Origin of the sequence: Leifsonia sp. Leaf264 (assembly GCF_001422325.1) — a bacterium.
GTDB lineage: Bacteria > Actinomycetota > Actinomycetes > Actinomycetales > Microbacteriaceae > Orlajensenia.
On the sequence record NZ_LMMR01000009.1, the window covers coordinates 110,956 to 133,429 of the forward strand.

Below are 22,474 nucleotides of genomic sequence, written 5' to 3' on the forward strand. Positions count from 1 at the left end.
CCGGTGCGGTTCGAAGAACCTCAGGAGAGACCATGCCCATCCGACCCACCTCTCGAGCCATCGGCCGCGTCGGCGCCGCCGCCGGCATGCTCGGCATCGCAGCCGCGCTGGTGATCAGCTCGAGCCTCGCTGCCACGGCGACCTCGCAGCCCTCCCCCGACCAGCCCGGCGGTGCTGCCCACAACCACGGCCAGGACCAGACGCGCACAGTGCTGGGCGCCATCGACGGCGGCACCGCACGCAACGTCATCCTGCTCATCGGCGATGGGATGGGCGACAGCGAGATCACGATCGCCCGCGACTACCTCTACGGCGCCGGCGGACGCCTGCCGGGCATCGACGCCCTGCCGTTGACGGGCCAGTACACGACGTACTCGCTCTACAAGGACGGCGACCCGCTGGTCGGCAAGCCCGACTACACGCCGGACTCCGCCGCGACCGGCACGGCCTGGTCGACGGGCACGAAGACCTACGACAACGCCATCAGCGTCGACATCCACGGCAAGGCCCAGAAGACCCTGCTCGAGCTGGCGAAGGTGAAGGGGCTGCGCACCGGTGACGTCTCGACCGCCGAGATCCAGGATGCGACTCCCGCCGTGCAGGTCGCCCACGTCGCCGCCCGCAGCTGCTACGGACCCGACAGCCCCACCTGCGGCACCGACGCCCTCGTCGCCGGCGGCCCCGGGTCCATCTCGGAGCAGCTGCTCGACACGCGTCCCGACCTCACGCTCGGCGGCGGAGCTGCCACGTTCAACCAGACGGCGAAGGCCGGCGAGTGGAACGGGCAGACGCTGTTCGCCCAAGCGGCCGACCGCGGCTACCAGGTCGTGAAGGACGCGGCAGCGCTCGCGGCCGTGAAGAAGGCGAACCAGGACTCCCCGGTGCTCGGGCTGTTCGCCGACGGCAACCTCCCGACCCGCTTCGCCGCGTCGACTGCGACGGTGGGCGGATCCGGCGGTGCCGCATCGACCTGCGCCGCGAACCCCGCCTACCTCGGCGCCGGCCTGACCCTGAGCGATCTCACCAAGAAGTCGATCTCGCTGCTCGACGACAAGAAGTCGAAGAAGGGCTTCTTCCTGCAGGTCGAGGGAGCGTCGATCGACAAGCGCGATCACGCCGCTGACGCCTGCGGCCAGATCGGCGAGACCCAGGACCTCGACGAGGCCGTGCAGGCGGCTCTCGCCTTCGCGAAGGCCGACCGTCACACCCTGGTGATCGTCACGGCGGACCACGCGCACTCGAGCCAGATCGTCGACGGCGCGACGCCCGGTCTCGGATCCGTGCTCACCACGGCCGACGGCACGCCGCTGCGCATCTCCTACGGCACGGCTGTTGCCGGCGGATCGCAGCAGCACACGGGGTCGCAGCTGCGCATCGCCGCCTACGGGCCGGGTGCCGCGAACGTCGTCGGCCTCACCGACCAGACCGACACCTTCTTCACCATCTCGAACGCGCTGCAGCTGAACCGCTCGGGCAGCGTGGACTGGCCCGTGAAGCACGGCCACGGCTCGAACCACTGGTGGAACTGGAAGGGCGGGCACTGATCGCCTGAGCACCATCGAGCGGGGCGGATGCTGCGGCATCCGCCCCGCTCTCGTACGTCAGCCTCACGGTGGTGTGCCGGGGATTCAGCCAGCCAGACCGGCGAGGAGCAGTCCGATCCCAGCCGCGATCAGGCCGGCGGTGAGCGAGAGGACGCCGAGCCAGAGCAACCAGATCAGCCGATTCGGCTTCACCGGGTCACGGCCGAGCACCGAGAGGAAGAACCCTGCGGGCATCAGGATGGCGGCGATCGGAACACCGGTGCGTGCGAGCCAGAGCCATCCGTCGGCCAACGCCGTCTGGTCGATGACACCGAGGATCGCCAGGCTCAGCACCAAGAGGACGGCGGCGTGCGCATGGCCGGCCCGGAAGAAGCTCGTCTGCAGCGCATTGGCCGGGGCATGACCGCGCACGACCTTGGTGAGGAAATACCCGCCGGACTCCACCGTCACGAGGGCGAGGAGCAGGATTCCGGCGAGGGACAGGCTGGCTGGTGCGAGCATCAGAGTCCTCTCGGCACTGGCGGAACGCCATCCGCCATGATTGGATAGTCGAACTATCTAGATAGTAGATAGTGTCGCTATCCGATGTCAAGGAGCTGCATGCGCGTCTCAGAACTGGTCGAGGAGTCAGGCGTGCCGCTGGCGACGATCAAGTACTACCTGCGCGAGGGGCTGCTGCCGCCGGGGACCGCGATGACCGCGACGCAGGCCGAGTACGGCGAGCAGCACCTGCACCGCCTGCGCGTCATCCGGGCCTTGACCGGGGCCGCCGGCCTGCCTGTTCAGCAGGCCAAGGCCGTGCTCGCGCTCATCGACTCCCCCGATGGCGATCTCTTCGATGCCCTCGGGCAGGCAGTGGCCGCCTTGCCGCCGTACGCCGTGCGCGACCCGCACGATGACTATCCCCGTGCCCGTGCGGTGATCCACCGTCTCGGGCAGGTGTACGACCCGCGCTACGCCGGCGTCGCTCAACTGGAGCATGCCCTGATGGCAGCCGAGCAGGCCGGCCTGCCGATCAGCGATGCGCGCATCGACGCCTACGGGCGGCATCTGCACGCCATGGCCGAGTTCGACCTGGCTCAGATGCCGACGAGCGCGCCCCTGGACGGCGCGGAGGCCGGGGCACCGGCATCCGCCGCGATCGAGTACGCCGTGATCGGCACAGCGCTCTACGAGCCGGTGATCCTCGCGCTGCGCCGCCTCGCCCACCAGGACGTGGCCGCCGGGCTGCTCGACGTCGACTGAGGCAGCAGCTGGCGCGGCGCGGTGCGGCGCGGTGCGTCAGAGGCCGATGGCGGCCAGGGCGGCGTCCATCTTCTCGGCCATCGCCGCGTAGCCGTCGTCGTTCGGGTGCAGGCCGTCGGAGGCCATCCACTCCGGATGCCCCTCGATCCAGTGCGACGCATCGGGGATGTGGTCGGCCCCGATGCCCTCGGCGGCGACCTCGACCCAGTCGATGATGGTCTGGACCGAATCCGGGCGATCGTCGCTGTACCAGAACGGCTCGACCACGACGATCCGCGTGTCGGGCAGCTCCGTCGAGAGCCTCCCGAAGTCGCTGGAGATGGCGGCCTCGATGTCGTCGGCGCGATCGGGCATGGAGAAGTTGTCGTTCAGGCCCATCGTGACGATCACGGTGTCGGGGTCGGCAGCGATGACGGTGTCGAGCTCGTCGACGTCCTGGAGGTCGCGGTTGTTCACGAAGCCGAGGCCGTCGGTCGACGGGTTCACCTCGGTCCACCCCCGTCGGGCGCAGATGATCGTCGACCAGCGCTTCTCGGGCGACGACGCTCCGGTGCCGCGAGTGTAGGAGTCGCCGTAGAAGGCGACCACCGGCGCGTCGGGGTCGACGGATGCCGTCGGCCTGGCGGACGTCGGCCCCGTGATCGCGCAGCCGGCCAACGCGAGGACCGAGACGGCGAGCGCAGCGGCCGTTGCGGCCGTGCGTGCGAGCACGGAACTGCGTCGGGTCATAGCCGGTGTTCGGCACGACGGCGGCTGCGGATTGCTCATGCCATCGCTCCAGGCACCGGGACCGCGCTACGCCGTTCGGGGCTCGGTCGGCGCGTCCGTCGCCACCACGACGGACTCCCCCAACGCGATGGCATACAGCGCCGTCGCCTCGGCGCGAGCGATGATGGCAGGGGCGCCCTCGTCCGGCTCGGCCGGATCGCTCTCGGCCACACCGATGGTCGCAGTGGGGCGGATGCCGCCGAGGTCGGCCATGCCGGGATCGAGCAGCCCGTCGATGATGGCGTCGGCGATGCCGCGGGCATCCGTTCCCGGTTCGATCGGGGAGATCACGATGAGCGAACCCGGGGCACGCTCGAAGACAGCACTGAACGGCGGGCAGTGCTGCCGCACGGAGTCGGTCCAGGCTGCGCACATGTCGTCGGCGGCGTTCCGCCCGAATGCCGTCGTCATGGCCTCGAGAGTGTCGAAGCGCACGGCGAGGACCGCGATGCCACGCCCCCGCGACGCCCCGCGCCTCATCCAGCCATCGGCGAGGGACTCGAGCCCGCCGAGGGCCAGGCCGGCTGCCTCATCCGTGACCCGCGGTCGACGGATGCCGCGCAGTCGCGCGCGGTCGGCGCGCAGCACCGACATGGAGATGGCACCGACGATGGTGACAGTCACGACGATGAAACTCGACGACGCCGTTCCGAACGCCGTGCGGAACAGCTCGCTGTCAGCACCGCCGCTGAAGAACACGACGGTGCGCACGGCGTAGTAGGCGCTCTGCAGGAGGAGCACGCCCGCGAGGGCGCGCGCGTTCGGATTTGCCCCCATGCTCCCCGTGAGCGACTCCACGCCTGCACCGCCGGCGAAGCCCGCGATGGCGACGAACATGAGACCGGCGCCGGCCCAGTCCCCGCCCGTCGGACCCTCGATCAACGCGGCGATCGCCGCCGCCACAGTGATCAGCACGACGAAGACCCAGACGAAACCGGGGCGCCGGTTGTACGCGCGAGCGCCGACCCACAGGCATCCGGCCGTCGCGACGTACCCGGCGTTGCCAACGGCGACGGCCCACCAGGCGTCGTTGTTGGCGGCCCAGAACAGGTAGCTCAGCACGGTGAGGATCCCGCTCAGGTAGGCCAGGGCCCAGATGCGTCCGGCGACCTCGTCGCGGCGCACCAGGGTGTCGGCGATGAAGGTGACCCCAGCGACCACGACCACGATCGCGGTCATGACGCTGATGGTCTGCAGGTCGAAATCGATGGTCACGTGTCCTCCAGGGGGATGCGCACGGTGGCGCTGGTACCGACGCCGAGGGCGCTCTCGATCGTGAGCTCTCCGCCGTGCCGCCTGACGATGTCGCGGCTGATGCCGAGGCCGAGGCCGCTGCCGTGCACGCTCGAGCCGCGCACGGACTCGCTGCGGAAGAACCGCTCGAACAGTCGCGGGACCTCCTCGGGGGCGATGCCGGTTCCGGTATCGGTCACCGTGATGACGGCGCTGTCGACGGCGCTGTCGAGGCCGCTCTCGATGCCTTCCGCCAGCTCGACGGTGACGGTGCCGCCGGCGCGGTTGTACTTGATGGCGTTGGTGATCAGGTTGTCGATGACCTGGCGCATGCGGAAGGCATCGACGACGGCGTGCAACTCTCGGATGCCGCCGGCCTCGATGGTCACGTCGCTCTCCCGGGCACGCGGCGCGAGGCTCTCGACCGACGCCGCGACGATGGAGGCCAGATCGGTGGGGCGTCGGTCGATGGTGAGCTCCACCGGTCCGTCACCCGCCGTCGATGCCGCCAGGATGTCGGTGATCAGGCCGAGCATGCGGTCGGCGTTGCGATCGGCCACCTGCAGGTACCGCTCGGCCCCTTCGGAGAGGTCCTCGTCGCGTGCGAGGTCGAGGTAGCCGACGATGCTCGTGAGCGGGGTGCGCAGTTCGTGGGAGACGGATGCCACCAGGTCGTCGCGGGCGCGCACCGCGGCGAGCTCGGTCGTGACGTCGCGTGTCACGACGACGACGCCCTCGTTCGTCGCCCCCGGGCCGCTGCTCAGACGACGGGCCGTGATACTGAGGGCGGCGCCGCGGCCGGGCTGGCCGACCCAGACGACCATCCCGGCGAACTCCTCGCCGCGCCGGACGCGCGCCAGCGGCGCGTCCGCGGCATCGATGGTGTCGATGCCGTCGGCGGCGTAGAGCTCGGTCGAGGCGGCGGCATCCGGGGCGTCCGTGGCGAAGATGTCTCGGCCTGCCGCTGCCATGATGCGGGTGTGCGAGTCGTTCATCGCGACGACACTGCCGTCAGCACCGACCCTGGCGACACCGAAGTCGACGGCGTCGAGCACATCGGCGAGAAGGTTCTCCTGGCGACGCGCACGGATCATGGCCGATTCGAGCACGCGCGACTGGCTGTGCAGCAGCTGATGCCTGGCCGCCGAGCGGCGCGCAGCACTCACGCTCGAGGCAGCGACGGCGGCGAGGATCAGCGGCAGGACGAGGAAGGACGGAATGGTCAGCGCCGTCAGGGGATCACCCGTGAGGAACGCGCCGGTCACGATCAGCACGAAGATCGAGAGCACGCCAGCCGAGGCGCCGATGACTCCGAAGTAGCTGCCCAGCCAGATGACTGGGAAGATCCAGAGCAGTCCAGCGCCCAGCGATGGTGCGGCGAAACGCAGGCAGACGATCGCGATGATGTCGATGGCCGGGAGCACGGCGGTCCAGTTGCGCCCGAAACGGTGCCAGGGCACTGCGACGGCGAGGCCGCATCCGACGAAGGTCAGAACCACTCCGAGGAAGAACGCGCCGGGCCGTTGCGTGGCCGCCTCCGTGACCTGCTGCACGACCACGACGAAGAGCACGGAGACTCCGAAGAGCAGCTGACTGAGCGTGACGGCTCGATCGAGCGATCGGTCCGCAGCCGCAGGGCGCTCGTTACCCGACATGGTCTCGACCCTAACGCGTGAGCGGGAGGACGCAGGGACGCGCGTCGCTCAGAGGCCGAGCTTCGCGAGCTCGGCGTCCATCCGTTTCGCGATCATCGCGTAGCCGGCGTCGTTCGGATGGGCACCGTCGGCCGACTTCAGTTCGGGGTGGCCGTCCAGCCACCACGAGGCGCCGGCAATGTAGTCGGCGCCGATCCTCTTCGCGGCAGCCTTCGTGAAACCGCTGATCTGCGCGACGGATGCCGGCCGCACGTCGTGGTACCAGAACGGCTCGACCACGATGATCCGGGCGTCGGGCAGCTCCGTGGCGAACCGCGTGAAGTCGGCTTCGATCGCGGCCTGCACCTGCTTCGCGGCCGCGGGCATGCGGGAGTTGTCGTTCAGGCCCATCGTGCTGATGACGATGTCGGGCTTCGCGGCGATGATCGTGTCGACGATGTCGATGGGATCGCGGGTGCGGTTCGTCACGAAGCCGAGACCGCCGATGCTGGGGTTGATCTCGATCCAATCGTGATCATCGCTGACGATGGTCGACCAGCGCTTGCCCGAGCTGGACGCTCCCTCACCGTGGGTGATGGAGTCGCCGTAGAAGGCCACGATCTGGCGTTGCACCGGGGCTGGGGTGATCGTCGCTGTCGCTGTCGGGGTCGCCGTCGGGACCGGAGTCGCCGCGCCGCCCTCGATCATCGACTGCACCGCGGCTGGCCCGCATCCCGAGAGCAGCGTGACGGCGAGCACCAGCCCGACGGCGCCCGCGACGGAGCGTCCGAGATTCTTCTTCATGTCGAACCGCGCTTCGGAGGACGTGCCCGGACCGGGCTAGACCGCCGCCGGGAGCTTCGCCGCGACGAGCTCGGCGATCTGCACGGCGTTCAGGGCTGCGCCCTTGCGCAGGTTGTCGTTCGAGATGAACAGGGCGAGGCCCCGGCCGTCGGGCGCACCCTCGTCCTGACGGATGCGTCCCACGTAGCTGGGGTCGGTGCCGGCAGCCTCGAGCGGGGTCGGCACGTCGGTCAGCACGACGCCGGGCGCCGCGGCGAGGAGTTCCTCGGCCCGGGCGACGCTGATGGCGTTGGCGAACTCCGCGTTGATCGACAGAGAGTGGCCGGTGAAGACGGGAACCCGCACGCAGGTGCCGCTCACGAGCAGCCCGGGCAGGTCGAGGATCTTGCGACTCTCGTTGCGGAGCTTCTTCTCCTCATCCGTCTCGAAGTCGCCGTCGTCGACGATGGAGCCGGCCAGCGGGATGACGTCGAAGGCGATGGGACGCACGTACTTGTTCGGCGCCGGCAGTTCGACGGCCCGACCGTCGTGCACCAGGCCGAGCACGTCGCCCTCCATGGCTGCACGCACCTGGCCCTCGAGCTCCTCGGCCCCGGCGAGACCGGATCCGGAGACGGCCTGGTAGGTGCTCACGATGAGGCGCTCGAGCCCGGCCTCCTCGTGCAGCACCTTCAGCACGGGCATGGCGGCCATCGTGGTGCAGTTCGGGTTGGCGATGATGCCCTTGCGCGCATCCGCGATGGCCTCGGGGTTGACCTCGCTCACGACGAGAGGAACGTCGGGGTCCATCCGCCAGCCAGAGGAGTTGTCGATGACGGTGACGCCGGCGGCGGCGAAACGGGGAGCCTGCACCTTCGACAGAGTGGCGCCGGCCGAGAAGATCGCGATGTCGAGTCCGGCGGGGTCGGCCGTCGTGGCGTCCTCGACGACGATGTCCTCACCGCGCCACGGCAGGGTGGTTCCGGCGGAACGCGCCGACGCGAAGTAGCGGATGCTCGCCACCGGGAAGTCGCGCTCCTCGAGCAGGCGGCGCACGACGGCTCCGACCTGTCCTGTAGCTCCGACCACGCCGATGTTGATTCCCACGCTGTTGCTCACGTTTCTTGCCTCTCGTTCACGTCAAGTCTGACAGGAGGTGCGCCCCCATCAGGATCGGATCGCTCCGACATTCCTGGATTTGGCGGCTTCGCCCTGTGGAACGGCAGTCGATCGACTGCCCGGTGATGCCCGTCCGGTGAGGATCGGGCGAGCGGATGCCGGGACCGACCCCGTGTGCGGCATCCGCCGATCGGCTAGCGCCCGGTGCCTCCGTGCACGACAGCCTCGTCCTCGGCGTCGAGGCCGAAGGCCGTGTGGACTGCACGCACGGCGTCGTTGATGCTGTCGGCGCGCGTGACGATGGAGATGCGGATCTCGGAGGTCGAGATCATCTCGATGTTGATGCCGGCCTCGTAGAGCGCCTCGAAGAGGGTCGCCGAGACGCCGGAGTTGGTGCGCATGGCGTTGCCGACCACGGCCAGCTTGCCGATCTGGTCGTCGTACTGCAGGCTCTCGAAGCCGATGCCGTCCTGAGCGTTGCTGAGGGCGGTGATGGCCTTCTGGCCGTCGTCCTTCGGGAGGGTGAAGGAGATGTCGGTGCGACCCGTGGCGGCGGCCGACACGTTCTGGACGATCATGTCGACGTTGGCGTTCGTGTTCGCCACGATCTTGAACAGCTTGGCGGCGACGCCCGGAACATCGGGAACGCCGACGACCGTGATCTTGGCCTGGCTGAGGTCGGTCGCGACTCCGGCGATGATCGACTCTTCCATGGTGAACTCTTCTCCCTCTGGCAGGTTCTGGGGGTCGTAGACGATGGTGCCCTCGTTGTAGTTGAACGAGGAGCGCACGTGCAGGGTGACCTTGTGGCGGCGGGCGTACTCGACGGCGCGGATGTGGAGCACCTTCGCCCCGGATCCGGCGAGTTCGAGCATCTCCTCGCTCGTGATGCGGTCGATCTTGCGCGCCCTCTTCACGATGCGCGGATCGGAGGTGAAGATGCCGTCGACGTCGGTGTAGATCTCGCAGATGTCGGCACCGAGCGCTGCAGCGAGGGCGACGGCGGTGGTGTCGGATCCGCCGCGGCCGAGGGTGGTGATGTCGCGGGACTCGCGGCTGAAGCCCTGGAAGCCGGCCACGATGGCGATGGCGCCCTCGTCGAGGGCCTCGCGGAGCCTGCCCGGCGTGACGTCGACGATGCGGGCCGCGCCGTGCTGGGCATCCGTGATCATGCCGGCCTGGCTGCCCGTGAAGGAGCGCGCGTCGTAGCCGAGGCTGCGGATGGCCATGGCGAGCAGTGCCATCGAGATGCGCTCACCGGCGGTGAGGAGCATGTCGAGCTCGCGCGGCGCCGGGATCGGGGTGACCTCGTGGGCCAGGTCGAGCAGGTCGTCGGTGGTGTCTCCCATCGCGGAGACCGCGACGACGACCTCGTTGCCCTCGCGGTGGGTCTCGACGATGCGCTTGGCGACGCGCTTGATGCTCTCGGCATCGGCCACGGAGGAACCGCCGAACTTCTGCACGATCAAGCTCACGAACAACTCCTGGGGGTGGACGGCGCGGAAACCCCCATCATAATCGGCGCCCATATGCCCTCTGCGCTATGTGACGGGCGCCGGGCGGTGTTCGCCGACCCGAGTCGACGTCCGATGGCGGCCGCCCGCGCTGCGTTGTAGTGTGCGGCGATGGACGCACTCGAGCAGTGGTCGGACTTCAACGTGGCGTTGGCCGGCGCCACGGCGGCGCTCGCTGGACTCATCATCGTCGCGATGTCGGTCAACATCGCCGAGATCATGAAGGCCGCGACCCTGGCCTCTCGAGCGGCGGCGGCGATCAGCACTCTCGTGCTCGCGCTCATCGCGAGCCTCGTCGGCCTCATGCCCGGGACGGCGCTCTGGGCACTGGGGGTCGTTCTGCTCATCGGCACGCTCATCGCTGCGACATTCCAGGCACGGGCGACTCACTGGATCCTGAAGGATCGGCTCGCCCCGCGCGGTGCAGCGCCCGCCAAGATCGCCCTCGGCTTCATACCGCTCGCGACCTACGCCGTCGGAAGCGTCGCCCTTCTCTGCGGACTCGGGTGGGGGCTGACTGTCGTCGCGGCGGCCAGCATCGTCGCGATCCTCGGGGCCGTGATGCTGGCGTGGGTGGTGCTGGTCGAGATCCTGCGCTGAGCTGAGCGCCGAGTGCGTGCCGTTTCTCCGGTGCGGGGAGGCGTGTCATCTGATTCGACGCCGCGGCTCGGCCCGCGACGCTGCTCCGCTCCGGAATTGCGGACCGGCGGCGTTGCGGAACTGCGCCCGACGCGGGCTGCGCGAGTCAGCTGACCGAGCGCCGACCTTCGAAGGCGCGGCCCAGGGTGACCTCGTCCGCGTACTCGAGGTCGCCGCCGACGGGCAGCCCCGAGGCCAGCCGGGTGACGCGGATCTCGAGCGTGGTGAGCAGCCGCGACAGGTACGTGGCCGTGGCCTCGCCCTCGAGGTTCGGGTCCGTGGCGATGATGACCTCCTGCACGGTTCCGTCGGCGAGCCGCTGCATCAGCTGGCGGATGCTGAGGTCATCGGGGCCGATGCCGTCGATCGGGCTGATGGCGCCACCGAGCACGTGGTACAGGCCGCGGAACTCGCGCGTGCGCTCGATGGCGACGACGTCTTTGGCCTCCTCGACCACGCAGATGAGGGCGGGATCGCGCCGCGGATCACGGCAGATCGAGCAGGTGTCCTGCTCGGAGATGTTGCCGCAGATGCTGCAGAACTTCACCCGCTCACGCACTGTGGTGAGGATCTCTGCGAGGCGCGCCACGTCGAAGCTCTGCGTCTGCAGGATGTGGAACGCTATGCGCTGCGCCGACTTCGGACCGATGCCCGGCAGCCGGCCGAGCTCGTCGATCAGGTCTTGGACGATTCCTTCGTACATTGCTCAGTCTCCCCTAGGCCCGCTCGCGGAAGCTGGTCTTGGGAGTGTGCGGCTGCTCTTCGAGGAAGGTGGCGCCGAGCACCTCGCGCACGACGGACTCGCCGTAGCGCTGGCCGGGTGCCGCAGGCCGCTGTCCGCGCGCGGGCTGCTGCTGCTGCTGAGCACGCTGGGGGGCCGACTGCTGCGGAGCACGCTGAGGCGCACTGTAGCCCGGGTCTTCGAAGGGAGCCTCGTCGTCGGACGGCGGCGGCACGTCGTCGAAGGGCGGCTCGTCGTCGCGCGGGGGCGCTGCGGGAGCGGCGGCTGGAACAGGCGCCGGAGCCGAGGTCGGTGCTGGTGCATCCTCGGGGACCACGGGAGCCGTCGCCGGAACGGGAGTCGACGGCGCCGTGCCTGCACCCGGAATGGCGATGGTGGCCCAGCCGTCGGCGGAGTCGGCCGGAACGGATGCAGTCGGGCCCACAGCCGAGGCGGCGGTCGACGATGCTGCCTGCGTTCGTGCTGCCGACGAGGTCGCCGGAGCCGAGGCTGCAGCCGGAGCAGCCGTCCTGGCCGCTGCGCCACCCGTCGGACCAGAAGGAGATGCTGGGGGCGTCGTGCCATCGGAGCCGCCGGCCCCGCCCGGGCCGCCGGGCGTCTCGACGCGGGCGATGAGCTTGGGAGTGAACCCGAGGATGTCGGACACCGCGCGCTTCAGGTAGTCGCCGACGCCCTGGCCGGGCGCAGCCTGCTGCTTGAGCGCTTCGACGTCCTTCTGGCTCGGGAAGCCGAGCACGAGCACGTCGTCGTCGCGGAGCTCCCGCACCTGTGCGGTGAAGACGACCATCCAGGCGTTGAGGCTGGCCGCCTTCACGGCCTCGAGCACCTCGGGCCACGCATCCTTCACCTGGGCGAAGGTGACGGGGCCGACCGGGGTGGAGCGCACGGCGGCGGCGGTCGCGGCCACGTCGGGCACAGCCGGTGCAGACTGCTCGGCTTCGGCGGCGTCGCCGCTGCCGGCGGCGGCGGCAGTTGATGCAGGAGCCTCGGTTTCGGCGCCGACTGCATCGCTGCCTCTGCCGGCGGAGGAAGCGGATGCGGGCGCCGACGCAGGAGCGGTGGCAGCGGGGACCGGTGCGGGAGCTGCCGCTGCGGGAGCGGCGGCTGCGCGGGACGGAGACGGGGCAGGAGCGGCGGCAGCGGGCGCGGCCGCGGGAGCGGCAGGCGCGGCCGGCGCCGGGGCTGCGGCATCCGTCACTCCCACACGACGCTCGAGGCGTTCGACCCTGGCGAGGGCGCCGCGCTGGGTGTCGTCGGCCGACGGCACGAGAGCACGGGCGACGAGCAGTTCGAGGTGCAGGCGCGGCGAGGTGGCGCCGGTCATCTCGGTGAGGGCGGCATTGACGATGTCGGCTGTGCGCGAGAGCTCGGCCTGGCCGAAGGCTGATGCCTGCACGCCCATGCGGTCGAGCTCGTCTTGCGGGATGCCGCGGAGAACGGCGGCAGCGCCCTTGGCCGTCGTGGCTCCCACGACGATGAGGTCGCGCAGGCGCTCGAGCAGGTCTTCGACGAAGCGCCGCGGGTCCTGGCCGGTCTGGATGACGCGGTCGATGCCGGCGAAGGCACCGGCCGCATCGCGCGCGGCGATGGCATCGATGATCTCGTCGAGCAGTGCACCGTGCGTGAAGCCCAGGAGGGCGACGGCGCGCTCGTAGTCGACGGTCGAGTCTTCAGACCCGGCCATGAGCTGGTCGAGCAGCGACAGGGTGTCGCGGGGCGATCCACCGCCGGCACGCACGACGAGAGGGAGCACGCCGGGGGCGACCTTCACCCCCTCCTCGTCGCACAGCTTCTGCACGTACTCGAGCATCTGCGCCGGCGGCACGAGCCGGAACGGGTAGTGGTGCGTACGCGAGCGGATGGTGCCGAGCACCTTCTCGGGCTCGGTGGTCGCGAAGATGAACTTCACGTGCTCAGGCGGCTCTTCGACGAGCTTGAGCAGGGCGTTGAAGCCCTGCGGCGTGACCATGTGGGCCTCGTCGAGGATGAAGATCTTGTAGCGGTCACGGGCGGGCGCGAAGATGGCCCGCTCCCGCAGGTCGCGGGCGTCGTCGACGCCGTTGTGACTCGCGGCGTCGATTTCGACCACGTCGAGCGAGCCACCGCCGGCGCGGGACAGCTCGATGCAGCTGTCGCACTTTCCGCACGGGGTGTCGGTCGGACCCTCGGCGCAGTTGAGGCAGCGAGCGAGGATGCGGGCCGACGTGGTCTTGCCGCATCCGCGGGGTCCGCTGAAGAGATAGGCGTGATTCACCCGGTCTGCGCGCAGGGCTGTCATGAGCGGATCGGTCACCTGGGACTGTCCGATCATCTCGGAGAACGTCTCGGGCCGATAGCGGCGATACAGGGCGGTGACCACGGTTCAAGAGTAGTCGGCGCCGCTGACATTCCCGGCCGGGTGCCGGTGACCTCGTGGACTCCCCCAGTGCGAGGCACAGGGGCCGGATTCGAGGCTGGAATGCGCCTGTTTCCCAGTGATCTCGCGGATTCGGGTGATGCCATCGAAGGATCAGTTCCGCCGCGCGTCTCGCGCGACACCGCCACCCGAGAGTCGGTGATCGTCATGCTCGTTCAGTCCGCGTCCATCGCGCACTCCGCGACCTCGCTGCTGGCCACGGGCGGCACGAATCCCGGTCTCCTGGTGGTCATCGCCGCTGCCGCCCTGCTGGCCGGCGTCGCCCTCTACCTGGGCCTGCGCCGACGCGACCACAGCTGAGCTTCGCCGCGGTCGAATTGGCAGTTGTGGTCGCCTGGCAGCGGGCGCAGGCGACCATCACTGCAAAGTCGATACCGGATGTCGTGGCTCAGGTGCCGGCGCCGGCCGTATCCAGGCGCGCTGCAGCGAGACCGTGGAACGAGCGATCGAACAGCGGCGTGAGCGTGAGGCATCCGTAGAGCACGGCCGCACCCACCAGCGTCGCCTGCAGGCCGAATGCCTCGACGGCCAGGCCGGCGACCAGGGCGCCCAACGGCATCGTCGCAGCGACCCCGGCCGATGTCGCCCCGAACACCCTGGCGCGCATGGCCTCCGGGATCGTGCCGTACATGACCGTCGAGATCATCGGGTTGATCGCTCCGGCCGCGAAACCCGAGACGATCATGACGGCGAGCAGCGCGAGGAAGGGGATCATGAGCGCCATCGAGGCGTAGGGCAGCACCCCGGCCACGGCGAAGCACGCCACGAAGAGCCCTCGCCCGGCCAGGCGGTGGCCGATGCCCGCGAACACCACCGATCCGACGAGGGCCCCGCCGGCGAAGCAGGCGATCATGGCACCGAGCGCGGCCGGGTCGCCGAGCACCGTCGTGGCGTAGACGGGCTTCAGAACCGTCATGCCGGCCACGTCGATGGCATTGGTGAGAGTGACGAGCAGCACCACCGCTCGGATCAGCCGATTGCTCCAGAGGAAGCGGAATCCGGCAACCAGACCGGCGCGGTAGGACTCCGGATGCCGGATGCCGGCGCCACCGCTCGCCCCTGCCCCACTGCCCCTCGCACCTGCCCCGGTGCCGCTCGTAGCGCCGGCCTCGCCGCCCGCCGTGGAGCCGCCTGGCCTCGTCGCCGCGCCGGCGCGGCCCGGTCGCGGCACGAACAGCGTCACGATGAGAGCGGAGAGGGCGAACGTGCCGGCGTCGATGAACAGGGCGCCGAGCGGGCCGACGAGCACGACCAGGCCACCGGCGACGGCGGCACCGAGCAGCCGGGCCGAGCGTTCGATGGCCGACTGCGCGCCGGCGGCGCGCGTGATCGGCACAGCGCCGAGCCGGGCCAGATCGGGCACGAGCGATGCCCTGGCGGAGTCGCCGGGGGTGTCGAACAGCCCGCTCACGAAGACGAGGAGCAGCAGCGCCCAGAACGGGAGGCCGACGGTCGCGGCCAGCACAGGGATCGCCAGCACCGTGAGCCCGCTGACCACGTCGGCGACGATGCTGGAGACGCGGAACCCGAAGCGATCGACGATCACTCCCCCGAGCGCGCCGCCGACGATGATCGGCACCGTCGCGAACACGCCCGCGACGCCAGTCGCCACAGCCGATCCGGTGATGTGCAGCACGTAGAGGGGAACGGCGATGACCGTGACGGCGTTGCCCGCGAGCGAGACGAGCTGCGCCGTCAGCAGCGCGACGAGCGGCAGTCGGCGCCGCGTCGTGGGGGCGGCATCCGTCGTCATCATGGCGTCGGTCATGGCCGCGGGAAGACGGAGTAGATCAGGCGAACGGCGCGGGCGTCCTCCCGGGGTGTGCGGCCCCGGTCCCACCAGCGTTCGGCGAGCGCCTGCACCTCGGCCGACATCTCGGCGGCCTCGTCGACGGTGAGGTAGGCGGCGATGTCTCCGCTGGTGGTCGCGGCGAGCCAGTCGTCCGCGAGGGCGGCCTCGAGGTCGAGAGCCTGCAGCTGTTCGGCGAGGTAGTGCTGCAGCACCATCTGCCTCATGGCGACGGAGGCACCGAGCCGCTCGGGGTCGTCGCGCACGTCGGCCATGTCGAACCGGGTGGAGTCATGAGCCGCTCGCCACCAGCGCTCGCGCCCGTCCCTGGCGAACTCCGGCGCCTCGACGACGAAGCCGAACTTCGCCAGGGTGCCCAGGTGATAGCTCACGGTGCCCGGTGCCTCGTCGACGAGCTCTGAGAGCTGGCCCACCGAGCGCGCCCCTTCGACGCGCAGGATGCCCAGGAGCTTCAGCCGCAGCGGGTGAGCGAGAGCGCGCATCGACTTGGGGTCGGAGACGGTGACGGATGTCGCAGGCTCGGGGTGGCCGGATTCGGTGCTCATGCACCCCAGCGTAATTCCACAAGAACTCTTGTGCAATGCTTCTTGTGCAATTCGGTGTGCCGAGGGGACGCTCCAGCATGGTGCGAGGGGCCGCGCACCGTGCGCGGGCGTCCTCTCAGGCCGCGGCGTGGCGCGTGACGGCCAGGGTCTGGCGTGCGATCTCGAGCTCCTCGTTCGTCGGCACGACGAGCACGGCCACGGCGGAGTCGTCCGTCGATATCAGGCGGGCATCCGGAGAGCGCACGGCATTCCGCTCGGGATCGATACGGATGCCGAACACCTCGAGGCCCGCGAGCGCCCGCTCACGGATGACCGGCGCGTTCTCCCCCACCCCGGCCGTGAACACGACGGCGTCGACGCGGCCGAGCTGGGCGAAGTAGTTGCCGATGTAGCCGCGCAGGCGGTGCACGTAGACGTCGAGGGCGAGGGAGGCATCCGCGTCTCCGGCGAATGAGGCGTCGACGACGTCGCGCATGTCACCGCGGCCGCTGAGGCCCAGCAGGCCGCTGCGCTTGTTGAGCAGGGCGTCGACCTCGTCGACGCCGAGTCCGGCCCGGCGCTGCAGGTGAAGCAGCACGGCAGGATCGATGTCGCCCGACCTCGTGCCCATGACCAGGCCCTCGAGCGGAGTCATGCCCATGCTGGTCTCGACGGAACGACCGCCGGCCACGGCGCAGGCGGAGGCACCGTTGCCGAGGTGCAGCACGATCTGGTTGACGTCGGCGAGATCCCGGCCGAGGAACTCGGCCGCCGCGCGCGACACGAAGCGGTGCGAGGTGCCGTGGAAGCCGTACCGGCGCACGCGGTGCTTCGCGGCGAGCTCGGCGTCGATCGCGTAGGTGTAGGCGGCCGGCGGCAGGGTCTGGTGGAACGCCGTGTCGAAGACGGCGACGTGCGGCACGTCGGGGAAGGCCTTCTGCGCCGCGACGATGCCCTCGAGGTTCGCCGGGTTGTGCAGCGGCGCGAGGCTCGACAGCTCGTCGATGTTGATGCGCACCAGGTCGGTGATGACGGTGGGCTCGAAGAAGCGCGCCCCGCCCTGCACCACCCGGTGACCGACGGCGATCACAGGATGCGTCTCCAACGACGGCCCGAGGTCCCTGATCGCGTCGAGCATGACAGCGAATCCGGCGGTGTGATCGGCGATCGGCAGCTCGCGCTCCGACTTCTCGTCGGCGCTCGAGCCGTCGTCGCTCACGACGGTGTGAACAGCGCGGCCCTGCGCCTCGCCGATGCGCTCGACGAGGCCTGTGGCAAGCATCCGTTCACTGTCGGCGTCGATCAACTGGTACTTGAACGACGACGACCCGGAATTGACGACCAGAACCGAAGACACGATTCAGCCTGCTGCCTGGATCGCCGTAATGGCCACGGTGTTGACGATGTCCTGCACTGTCGCTCCCCGGGAGAGGTCATTGATCGGCTTGTTGAGTCCTTGGAGCACAGGCCCGATCGCGACTGCTCCGGCGCTGCGCTGCACGGCCTTGTAGGTGTTGTTGCCGGTGTTCAGGTCGGGGAAGATGAACACCGTCGCGCGTCCGGCCACGGCCGAGTTCGGTGCCTTGGCGGCGGCGACGGCGGCATCGGCTGCGGCGTCGTACTGGATGGGGCCCTCGACGAGGAGGTCCGGCATCCGTTCGCGCACGATCGCCGTGGCGTCACGCACCTTCTCGACGTCGGCGCCCGATCCGGACTCGCCGGTCGAGTACGACAGCATCGCCACCCGCGGCTCGATGCCGAACTGCTCGGCTGTGCCCGCCGACGAGACCGCGATGTCGGCGAGCTGCTCGGAGGTGGGGTCGGGGATGACGGCGCAGTCGCCGTAGACCAGCACGCGGTCGGCGAGGGCCATGAGGAAGACGCTCGAGACGACCGAGACGCCGGGCCGGGTCTTGATGATCTCGAAGGCCGGACGGATGGTGTGAGCCGTCGTGTGCGCGGCACCGGAGACCATGCCGTCGGCGAGTCCCAGGTGCACCATCATGGTGCCGAAGTACGAGACGTCGGTGACGGTGTCTCGCGCCTGCTCGACCGTCGGAGCCGCCTTGCCCTTGTAGGCGCGCAGCTCGGCGTAGCTGTTGGCGAACTTGAAGCGCAGCACGTCGTCGAAGGGGCTGACGACGTCGGCTGCGGCGATGTCGAGGCCCAGCTCGATGGCCCGCGAACGCACCTCGAACGGCTCCCCGAGGATGGTGAGGTCGGCGATGCCGCGCGCCAGCACTGTGGCGGCGGCCCGCAGGATGCGGTCGTCATTGCCCTCGGGCAGCACGATGCGGCGGCGCTCGGAGCGCGCCCGCTCGATGAGTCCGTACTCGAACATGAGCGGGGTGATGACGCTCGAACGATTGAGGTCGAGCAACTCGATGAGGGCGTCGCCGTCGATGTTCTGCTCGAACAGGGCAAGGGCGGTGTCGAACTTGTTGCGCGACTCGGCGGCGAGGCGACCCCTCGTGTGCGTGATGCGCACGGCGGTCTCGTAGGTGGTCAGTGCGGTGCTGATGACGGGCAGCGGCGACCGCACACCCTCGATGAGCCGCTCGATCGGCTCGGGAAGCTCGAAGCCGCCGTTCAGCACGATGCCGGCGAGCGACGGGAAGGTTCCGGACGCGTTGGCCAGCAGCACGGCGAGCAGCACGTCGGTGCGATCGCCGGGAACGACGACGACGGCACCCTCGACGAGGCGGGGCAGCACGTTGTCCATCGACATGGCGGCGACGACGACGCCCAGGGCCTCGCGCGACAGCAGGGCCTTGTCGCCCTTGATCAGGGTGCCGTCTGTGGCCTCGAGGATCGCGCCCATGGTCGGAGCCACGAGCACGGGGTCCTCGGGGATGGCCCAGACGGGCACATCCGTCGTCTCGGGGAACGCGGATGCCACGGCCGAGACGATCTCCTCGAGGTTCTCTGGATCGGCGCGGTTGACGATGACGGCGAGCAGCGACGCGTGTTCGACCCGGAGCTCGGCCAGCGAGAGCTCGGCGAACTGGCGCATGTCGTCCGCCGAGCGGGCGTCGGACTGGCCGAGGGCCTCGCCGACGCCGCCCTGGGAGTGGCGACCGCCGAGGGCGAGCAGCACCGGGGCGCCGAGGTTGGCGGCGATGCGGGCGTTGAAGCCGAGCTCGGTGGGGCTGCCGACGTCGGTGTAGTCGCTGCCGACGATCACCACGGCGTCGCACGCCGCCTCGACGGCCTTGTAGCGTTCGACGATGCGCGAGAGCGCGGCATCCGGATCCGTGTGGACGTCGTCGTAGGTGACGCCCACGCAGGTGTCGTAGTCGAGGCCGGCGGTGGACTGCTCGAGCAGCAGGTCGAGCACGTAGTCGCGCTCGGCCGTGGAGCGGGCGATGGGGCGGAACACCCCGACCTTCGCGGTCGTGCGGGTGAGCGTCGCCAGGATTCCGAGCGCGATCGTCGACTTGCCGGTATGCCCTTCGGCAGAGCTCAGATAGATGCTTCGCGCCACCCTCCCAGCCTACGGGCGCGCTCGCTGCCGACGCTCAGCGAATGTGCAGCTTGCGGTGACCTTTCAGGCGGAGTTCACCCGCGGGTTCGTCGCCGGCGTCGCAGATGCCGAGCTCGCAGAATGCAGGATGAGCCGCCACACGGCTGCGATATGCGGCCGTGTCGCGGCTCATCCTGCAAATTCAGGCCCGCATCGTCCGCTCGGGACGGATGCAGCGGGCTCAGGCCTTGGTGATCGCCGGGATCTCGTAGCCGCCGTCGACGACGGATGCCGCCGGCGAGTAGAGCCGCAGGATGGGGCGGAACGGCCCGGCGGGTGCGGGAAGCCAGTTGGCGGCCTCGGTCGCATCCGTCGGCCGCTCGGCGCTGATCGTGATGGTGACCCCGCCCTCGGCATCGCGAATGATCCCGGGAGTGCGATCGCCGATCGAGTAGCGGTCGATCGGATTCTCGATCAGGAAGAAGTCGGGCTGCGAGTACATGGTGAGCGACCAGAAGGCGTCGACCGGCGGGGGCGGGCTGAGCTGCAGGCGATAGGTCGTGGTGCCGTCGAGGGCATCGCCGTCGGCGTCCAGGTAGACCATGGCGTACGCGGCTTCGTAGGCGTGGTTGCCCCAGAGGCCGGCAAGCGCAGCAGCGGCACGCTCGGGGATGCGGGTGGCCTCTGCCAGCTTCCACTTCGGGTCGTCGAGAGCACCAACCTCGAAGAAGTCGAGGTTGTAGTCGAACACGTGATAGGTCAGCGACCAGTTGTTCACGACCGGGCTGGACCCCGAATGCAGGATCTGCTGCAGCAGGGCACGGCCGGCGGCGTAGCCCTCCTCGAGTGCCGCGATGACGTCGTCGCCGAGTTCGGTCACGTGTGTGTCGCCGGTGAGCCCCAGCGGCGCGAACGAGTCCTGCAGGGCCAGGTCGCGCTCGGCGGGCAGGAACTCCTGCGACCACATCCTGTAGCGCTCCCAGAACTGCAGCGCCTCGCTGTGGTGCCACTCCGGCCACTCCAGCCCGGACGGCGGCGTGAGCATCTGCAGCAACGGTTCGAGCGTCATCGCGTCCTGCAACGCGTGCACGGCGGGAAGATCGTCGACGCCGTCGCAGGCCCAGCGGCCCACGATGCTGGCGATGCGCGTCGGGAAGTGGATGACGGTGGCGCCGGGCGCAGCCTCGGCGACGTCGCCCTCCCAGCCGTCCTCCACGAGCAGGAAGGTGCCGGCCGCGGTTCCCGTGGCGCGCTTGCCGACATAGGCGAAGTTGTTGGTCCAGGCGTCGACGAACTGCAGAACGTAGTAGCGGCCTGCGCTGTCGGGAACCGTGAGCAGCACCGGGCCGACGCTCAGGTCAATCGATGCCAGCGAGTACACGGTGTCGTTGTTGATCGACACGAACGTGTCCTTCGGACCCGCCAGGGTGCGCGCGTGACTGAACGTGTTGAACGGGGCGGGCGGATTGCCACCGGCTCCGGTCAAGACGTAGCGATGCACCTGTTCGAGGTCGAAGACGAGCGGGAATCCGTAGACGTAGGCCTGTGTGGCGAGTTCGGACAGGTCTGTCGCGGGCATCGCTGGCTCCTTCGATGAGTGTTGCTCACACACTATCGATGACGGATGCCGCGCCCGCCGCTGATCCGGTCGACGCTTCGCCGAGTTGCAGGAGCTGCTTCCCCGAGTTTGCAGGAGGAGGCCGAGGATGTGCCCGTCTGAGCAGTCAACGACGCCCTGGTCCTGTAAACGCAACGGCCCGGCCAGCCGAGCTGCGCGCGTTGCGCCGGTCGCCCGTTAAAGAGAGGTGACCCCTCGCGCACCTCGGCCCATGAGCAGAGTCCCGGTTACCCGGCGCTGCCCGTTAACGAGAAAGGACCCCTCGCGCACCCGCCAGAGCCCGGTTACCCTTGCTGCGTTTCCGCCCTGGGGGAGTTGGCCTGGATGGCGCCACGCGAGGAGCCGAGGAACAGTTTACGGGATGAATGGGCCTGCTCGGCGCACAGGCCGGCTCGCGGCATCCGGAGCCTCCAGCGTCGGGTAAGATTCTCTGAGGTCGTGTGCTTCTCAGAACGCGATCGACCAGGAGAATTCGCCTAGTGGCCTATGGCGCACGCTTGGAAAGCGTGTTGGGTGAAAGCCCTCGGGGGTTCGAATCCCCCATTCTCCGCACAAAGAAAAGGCCCGCTTCGGCGGGCCTTTTCTGGTCCCGGATGCCGCACGGGTGACGCGCAGCACCCACAGCCGGGGTTCGAATCCCCCATTCTCCGCCGGGGCTCAGGCCACCGCCGCGAGAGCCTCCGCGATCGGGGTGTCGCCGTCGATGACGTTGAGCACCGTGCCCACTCCCAGTGGCGACGTCAGCAGAGCCGCGATGACCGCAGCCGTGTTGGCCCGACTCGTCGTACCCGAGGTGACGTCGTCGCCGATGCGCACTCGGCCGGTCGCCGCGTCGTCATTCAGGTGTCCAGGCCGCACGATGGTCCAGTCGAGCGCGCTGGCGCGCAGGGCGTCGTCGGCAGCCTTCTTCGCCACCTGGTACGCGCCGAACGACTCGTCGCCCGAGGTGTCGGCCTGATCGGCGCCGATGTAGGAGATCTGCACGAAGCGGCTGATGCCGAGCCGGCCGGCGGCAACGATCGACTTGACTGAGCCCTGGTGGTCGACGGTCTCCTTGCGGGCGGCGCCAGAACCTCCCCCGGCACCGGCGGCGAACACGACGGCGTCGACGCCGCCCGCGTCGGCGAGCGCTGCAGCCAGGTCCTCGGCCGATGCCGACTCGATGTCGAGCACGACGGCAACGGCTCCGGCCGCCTCGACGTCTGAAGCATGCTCGGGATTGCGGATGACGCCGACGGCCTGGTGGCCGGCATCCGTCAGCTCGCGCGAGAGAAGAAGGGCGATCTTGCCGTGTCCGCCGATGATGGCCGTGCGGGTCATGGGAGCTCCTCGATGTCGTGGAGCGCGGTCCGGATCGACAGCCTCCATGATCCATTCTGCGCCTGCGCCCGCAGCCATCGCCGGGCGCGACATCAGTGCACC

General features: G+C 69.6%; 20 protein-coding genes, 1 tRNA gene and 1 other RNA gene. 5 read left to right on the forward strand and 17 right to left on the reverse strand.

Annotated features, from left to right (window positions below; all coding sequences use genetic code 11):
* Window positions 1-32: 32 nt before the first annotated feature.
* Window positions 33-1,544, forward strand: coding sequence for an alkaline phosphatase (phoA, locus tag ASF30_RS20960; protein WP_082468252.1), 1,512 nt, complete (start codon window positions 33-35; stop codon window positions 1,542-1,544).
* A gap of 84 nt (window positions 1,545-1,628) precedes the next feature.
* Here phoA and ASF30_RS20965 read toward each other — a convergent pair whose 3' ends face one another.
* Window positions 1,629-2,045, reverse strand: coding sequence for a hypothetical protein (locus ASF30_RS20965; RefSeq protein WP_055911312.1), 417 nt, complete (start codon window positions 2,043-2,045; stop codon window positions 1,629-1,631).
* A gap of 99 nt (window positions 2,046-2,144) precedes the next feature.
* On the opposite strand from ASF30_RS20965, the gene ASF30_RS20970 reads away from it, so the two are divergent.
* Window positions 2,145-2,789, forward strand: coding sequence for a MerR family transcriptional regulator (locus ASF30_RS20970; RefSeq protein WP_055911313.1), 645 nt, complete (start codon window positions 2,145-2,147; stop codon window positions 2,787-2,789).
* Window positions 2,790-2,825: 36 nt separating this feature from the next.
* Here the strand turns inward: ASF30_RS20970 and ASF30_RS20975 are convergent, their stop codons facing one another.
* The 6 genes from ASF30_RS20975 to ASF30_RS21000 form a co-directional block, all read right to left on the reverse strand.
* Complete coding sequence (locus ASF30_RS20975; protein ID WP_055911314.1) at window positions 2,826-3,518, reverse strand: SGNH/GDSL hydrolase family protein; 693 nt, start codon at window positions 3,516-3,518, stop codon at window positions 2,826-2,828.
* Between the two features lie 66 nt (window positions 3,519-3,584).
* A complete protein-coding gene (locus ASF30_RS20980) occupies window positions 3,585-4,772 on the reverse strand; it encodes a hypothetical protein (RefSeq protein ID WP_055911315.1) in 1,188 nt (395 codons plus the stop codon).
* Window positions 4,769-6,445, reverse strand: coding sequence for a sensor histidine kinase (locus ASF30_RS20985; RefSeq protein ID WP_055911316.1), 1,677 nt, complete (start codon window positions 6,443-6,445; stop codon window positions 4,769-4,771). Before ASF30_RS20985 ends, ASF30_RS20980 begins: the two co-directional genes overlap by 4 nt.
* Before the next feature lie 48 nt (window positions 6,446-6,493).
* Entirely contained in the window at window positions 6,494-7,228 is a 735-nt protein-coding gene (locus ASF30_RS20990) for an SGNH/GDSL hydrolase family protein (RefSeq protein ID WP_055911318.1), read from the reverse strand.
* Window positions 7,229-7,264: 36 nt separating this feature from the next.
* On the reverse strand, window positions 7,265-8,326 hold the full coding sequence (locus ASF30_RS20995; RefSeq protein WP_055911321.1) for an aspartate-semialdehyde dehydrogenase: 1,062 nt from the start codon (window positions 8,324-8,326) through the stop codon (window positions 7,265-7,267).
* A 194-nt stretch (window positions 8,327-8,520) separates the two neighbouring features.
* Complete coding sequence (locus ASF30_RS21000) at window positions 8,521-9,801, reverse strand: aspartate kinase (protein WP_055911323.1); 1,281 nt, start codon at window positions 9,799-9,801, stop codon at window positions 8,521-8,523.
* A gap of 150 nt (window positions 9,802-9,951) precedes the next feature.
* On the opposite strand from ASF30_RS21000, the gene ASF30_RS21005 reads away from it, so the two are divergent.
* Window positions 9,952-10,440 (forward strand): hypothetical protein, encoded by a 489-nt coding sequence (locus ASF30_RS21005; protein WP_055911325.1) that lies wholly within the window; start codon window positions 9,952-9,954, stop codon window positions 10,438-10,440.
* Window positions 10,441-10,585: 145 nt separating this feature from the next.
* Here the strand turns inward: ASF30_RS21005 and recR are convergent, their stop codons facing one another.
* Window positions 10,586-11,182, reverse strand: a complete 597-nt coding sequence (recR, locus tag ASF30_RS21010; protein WP_055911327.1) for a recombination mediator RecR — start codon at window positions 11,180-11,182, stop codon at window positions 10,586-10,588.
* Window positions 11,183-11,195: 13 nt separating this feature from the next.
* A complete protein-coding gene (locus ASF30_RS21015; RefSeq protein WP_055911328.1) occupies window positions 11,196-13,580 on the reverse strand; it encodes a DNA polymerase III subunit gamma and tau in 2,385 nt (794 codons plus the stop codon).
* 204 nt (window positions 13,581-13,784) lie between these two features.
* On the opposite strand from ASF30_RS21015, the gene ASF30_RS22935 reads away from it, so the two are divergent.
* On the forward strand, window positions 13,785-13,937 hold the full coding sequence (locus ASF30_RS22935; protein ID WP_147430890.1) for an LPXTG cell wall anchor domain-containing protein: 153 nt from the start codon (window positions 13,785-13,787) through the stop codon (window positions 13,935-13,937).
* 88 nt (window positions 13,938-14,025) lie between these two features.
* On the opposite strand, the gene ASF30_RS21025 is transcribed toward ASF30_RS22935, so the two are convergent.
* From ASF30_RS21025 to ffs, 7 genes are all read right to left on the reverse strand, one after another.
* A complete protein-coding gene (locus tag ASF30_RS21025; protein ID WP_157497563.1) occupies window positions 14,026-15,405 on the reverse strand; it encodes an MFS transporter in 1,380 nt (459 codons plus the stop codon).
* On the reverse strand, window positions 15,402-15,992 hold the full coding sequence (locus tag ASF30_RS21030; RefSeq protein ID WP_055911332.1) for an ArsR/SmtB family transcription factor: 591 nt from the start codon (window positions 15,990-15,992) through the stop codon (window positions 15,402-15,404). The genes ASF30_RS21025 and ASF30_RS21030 overlap by 4 nt, the downstream gene beginning before the upstream one ends.
* 115 nt (window positions 15,993-16,107) lie before the next feature.
* Window positions 16,108-17,328, reverse strand: coding sequence for an acetate/propionate family kinase (locus ASF30_RS21035; RefSeq protein WP_055911334.1), 1,221 nt, complete (start codon window positions 17,326-17,328; stop codon window positions 16,108-16,110).
* A gap of 3 nt (window positions 17,329-17,331) precedes the next feature.
* Window positions 17,332-19,455, reverse strand: a complete 2,124-nt coding sequence (pta, locus tag ASF30_RS21040) for a phosphate acetyltransferase (RefSeq protein ID WP_055911337.1) — start codon at window positions 19,453-19,455, stop codon at window positions 17,332-17,334.
* Between the two features lie 34 nt (window positions 19,456-19,489).
* Window positions 19,490-19,627, reverse strand: a complete 138-nt coding sequence (locus ASF30_RS22940) for a hypothetical protein (RefSeq protein ID WP_157497564.1) — start codon at window positions 19,625-19,627, stop codon at window positions 19,490-19,492.
* Window positions 19,628-19,675: 48 nt separating this feature from the next.
* A complete protein-coding gene (locus ASF30_RS21045) occupies window positions 19,676-21,013 on the reverse strand; it encodes a DUF1254 domain-containing protein (protein ID WP_055911340.1) in 1,338 nt (445 codons plus the stop codon).
* A gap of 289 nt (window positions 21,014-21,302) precedes the next feature.
* Window positions 21,303-21,399: signal recognition particle sRNA small type (gene ffs / locus ASF30_RS22425), an RNA gene on the reverse strand.
* Window positions 21,400-21,517: 118 nt separating this feature from the next.
* Here ffs and ASF30_RS21050 point away from each other — a divergent pair.
* Window positions 21,518-21,602 (forward strand) — tRNA-Ser (locus tag ASF30_RS21050).
* Between the two features lie 107 nt (window positions 21,603-21,709).
* Here ASF30_RS21050 and ASF30_RS21055 read toward each other — a convergent pair.
* Entirely contained in the window at window positions 21,710-22,372 is a 663-nt protein-coding gene (locus tag ASF30_RS21055) for an NAD(P)H-binding protein (RefSeq protein WP_055911341.1), read from the reverse strand.
* Window positions 22,373-22,474 lie beyond the last annotated feature (102 nt).

Coding starts and splice junctions, on each gene's coding strand:
- phoA (WP_082468252.1), top strand. CDS start 33: ATGCCCATCCGACCCACCTCTCGAGCCATCGGCCGCGTCGGCGCCGCC.
- ASF30_RS20965 (WP_055911312.1), bottom strand. CDS start 2,045: ATGCTCGCACCAGCCAGCCTGTCCCTCGCCGGAATCCTGCTCCTCGCC.
- ASF30_RS20970 (WP_055911313.1), top strand. CDS start 2,145: ATGCGCGTCTCAGAACTGGTCGAGGAGTCAGGCGTGCCGCTGGCGACG.
- ASF30_RS20975 (WP_055911314.1), bottom strand. CDS start 3,518: ATGACCCGACGCAGTTCCGTGCTCGCACGCACGGCCGCAACGGCCGCT.
- ASF30_RS20985 (WP_055911316.1), bottom strand. CDS start 6,445: ATGTCGGGTAACGAGCGCCCTGCGGCTGCGGACCGATCGCTCGATCGA.
- ASF30_RS20990 (WP_055911318.1), bottom strand. CDS start 7,228: ATGAAGAAGAATCTCGGACGCTCCGTCGCGGGCGCCGTCGGGCTGGTG.
- ASF30_RS21005 (WP_055911325.1), top strand. CDS start 9,952: ATGGACGCACTCGAGCAGTGGTCGGACTTCAACGTGGCGTTGGCCGGC.
- recR (WP_055911327.1), bottom strand. CDS start 11,182: ATGTACGAAGGAATCGTCCAAGACCTGATCGACGAGCTCGGCCGGCTG.
- ASF30_RS22935 (WP_147430890.1), top strand. CDS start 13,785: ATGCTCGTTCAGTCCGCGTCCATCGCGCACTCCGCGACCTCGCTGCTG.
- ASF30_RS21025 (WP_157497563.1), bottom strand. CDS start 15,405: ATGACCGACGCCATGATGACGACGGATGCCGCCCCCACGACGCGGCGC.
- ASF30_RS21030 (WP_055911332.1), bottom strand. CDS start 15,992: ATGAGCACCGAATCCGGCCACCCCGAGCCTGCGACATCCGTCACCGTC.
- ASF30_RS22940 (WP_157497564.1), bottom strand. CDS start 19,627: ATGAGCCGCGACACGGCCGCATATCGCAGCCGTGTGGCGGCTCATCCT.
- ASF30_RS21045 (WP_055911340.1), bottom strand. CDS start 21,013: ATGCCCGCGACAGACCTGTCCGAACTCGCCACACAGGCCTACGTCTAC.
- ASF30_RS21055 (WP_055911341.1), bottom strand. CDS start 22,372: ATGACCCGCACGGCCATCATCGGCGGACACGGCAAGATCGCCCTTCTT.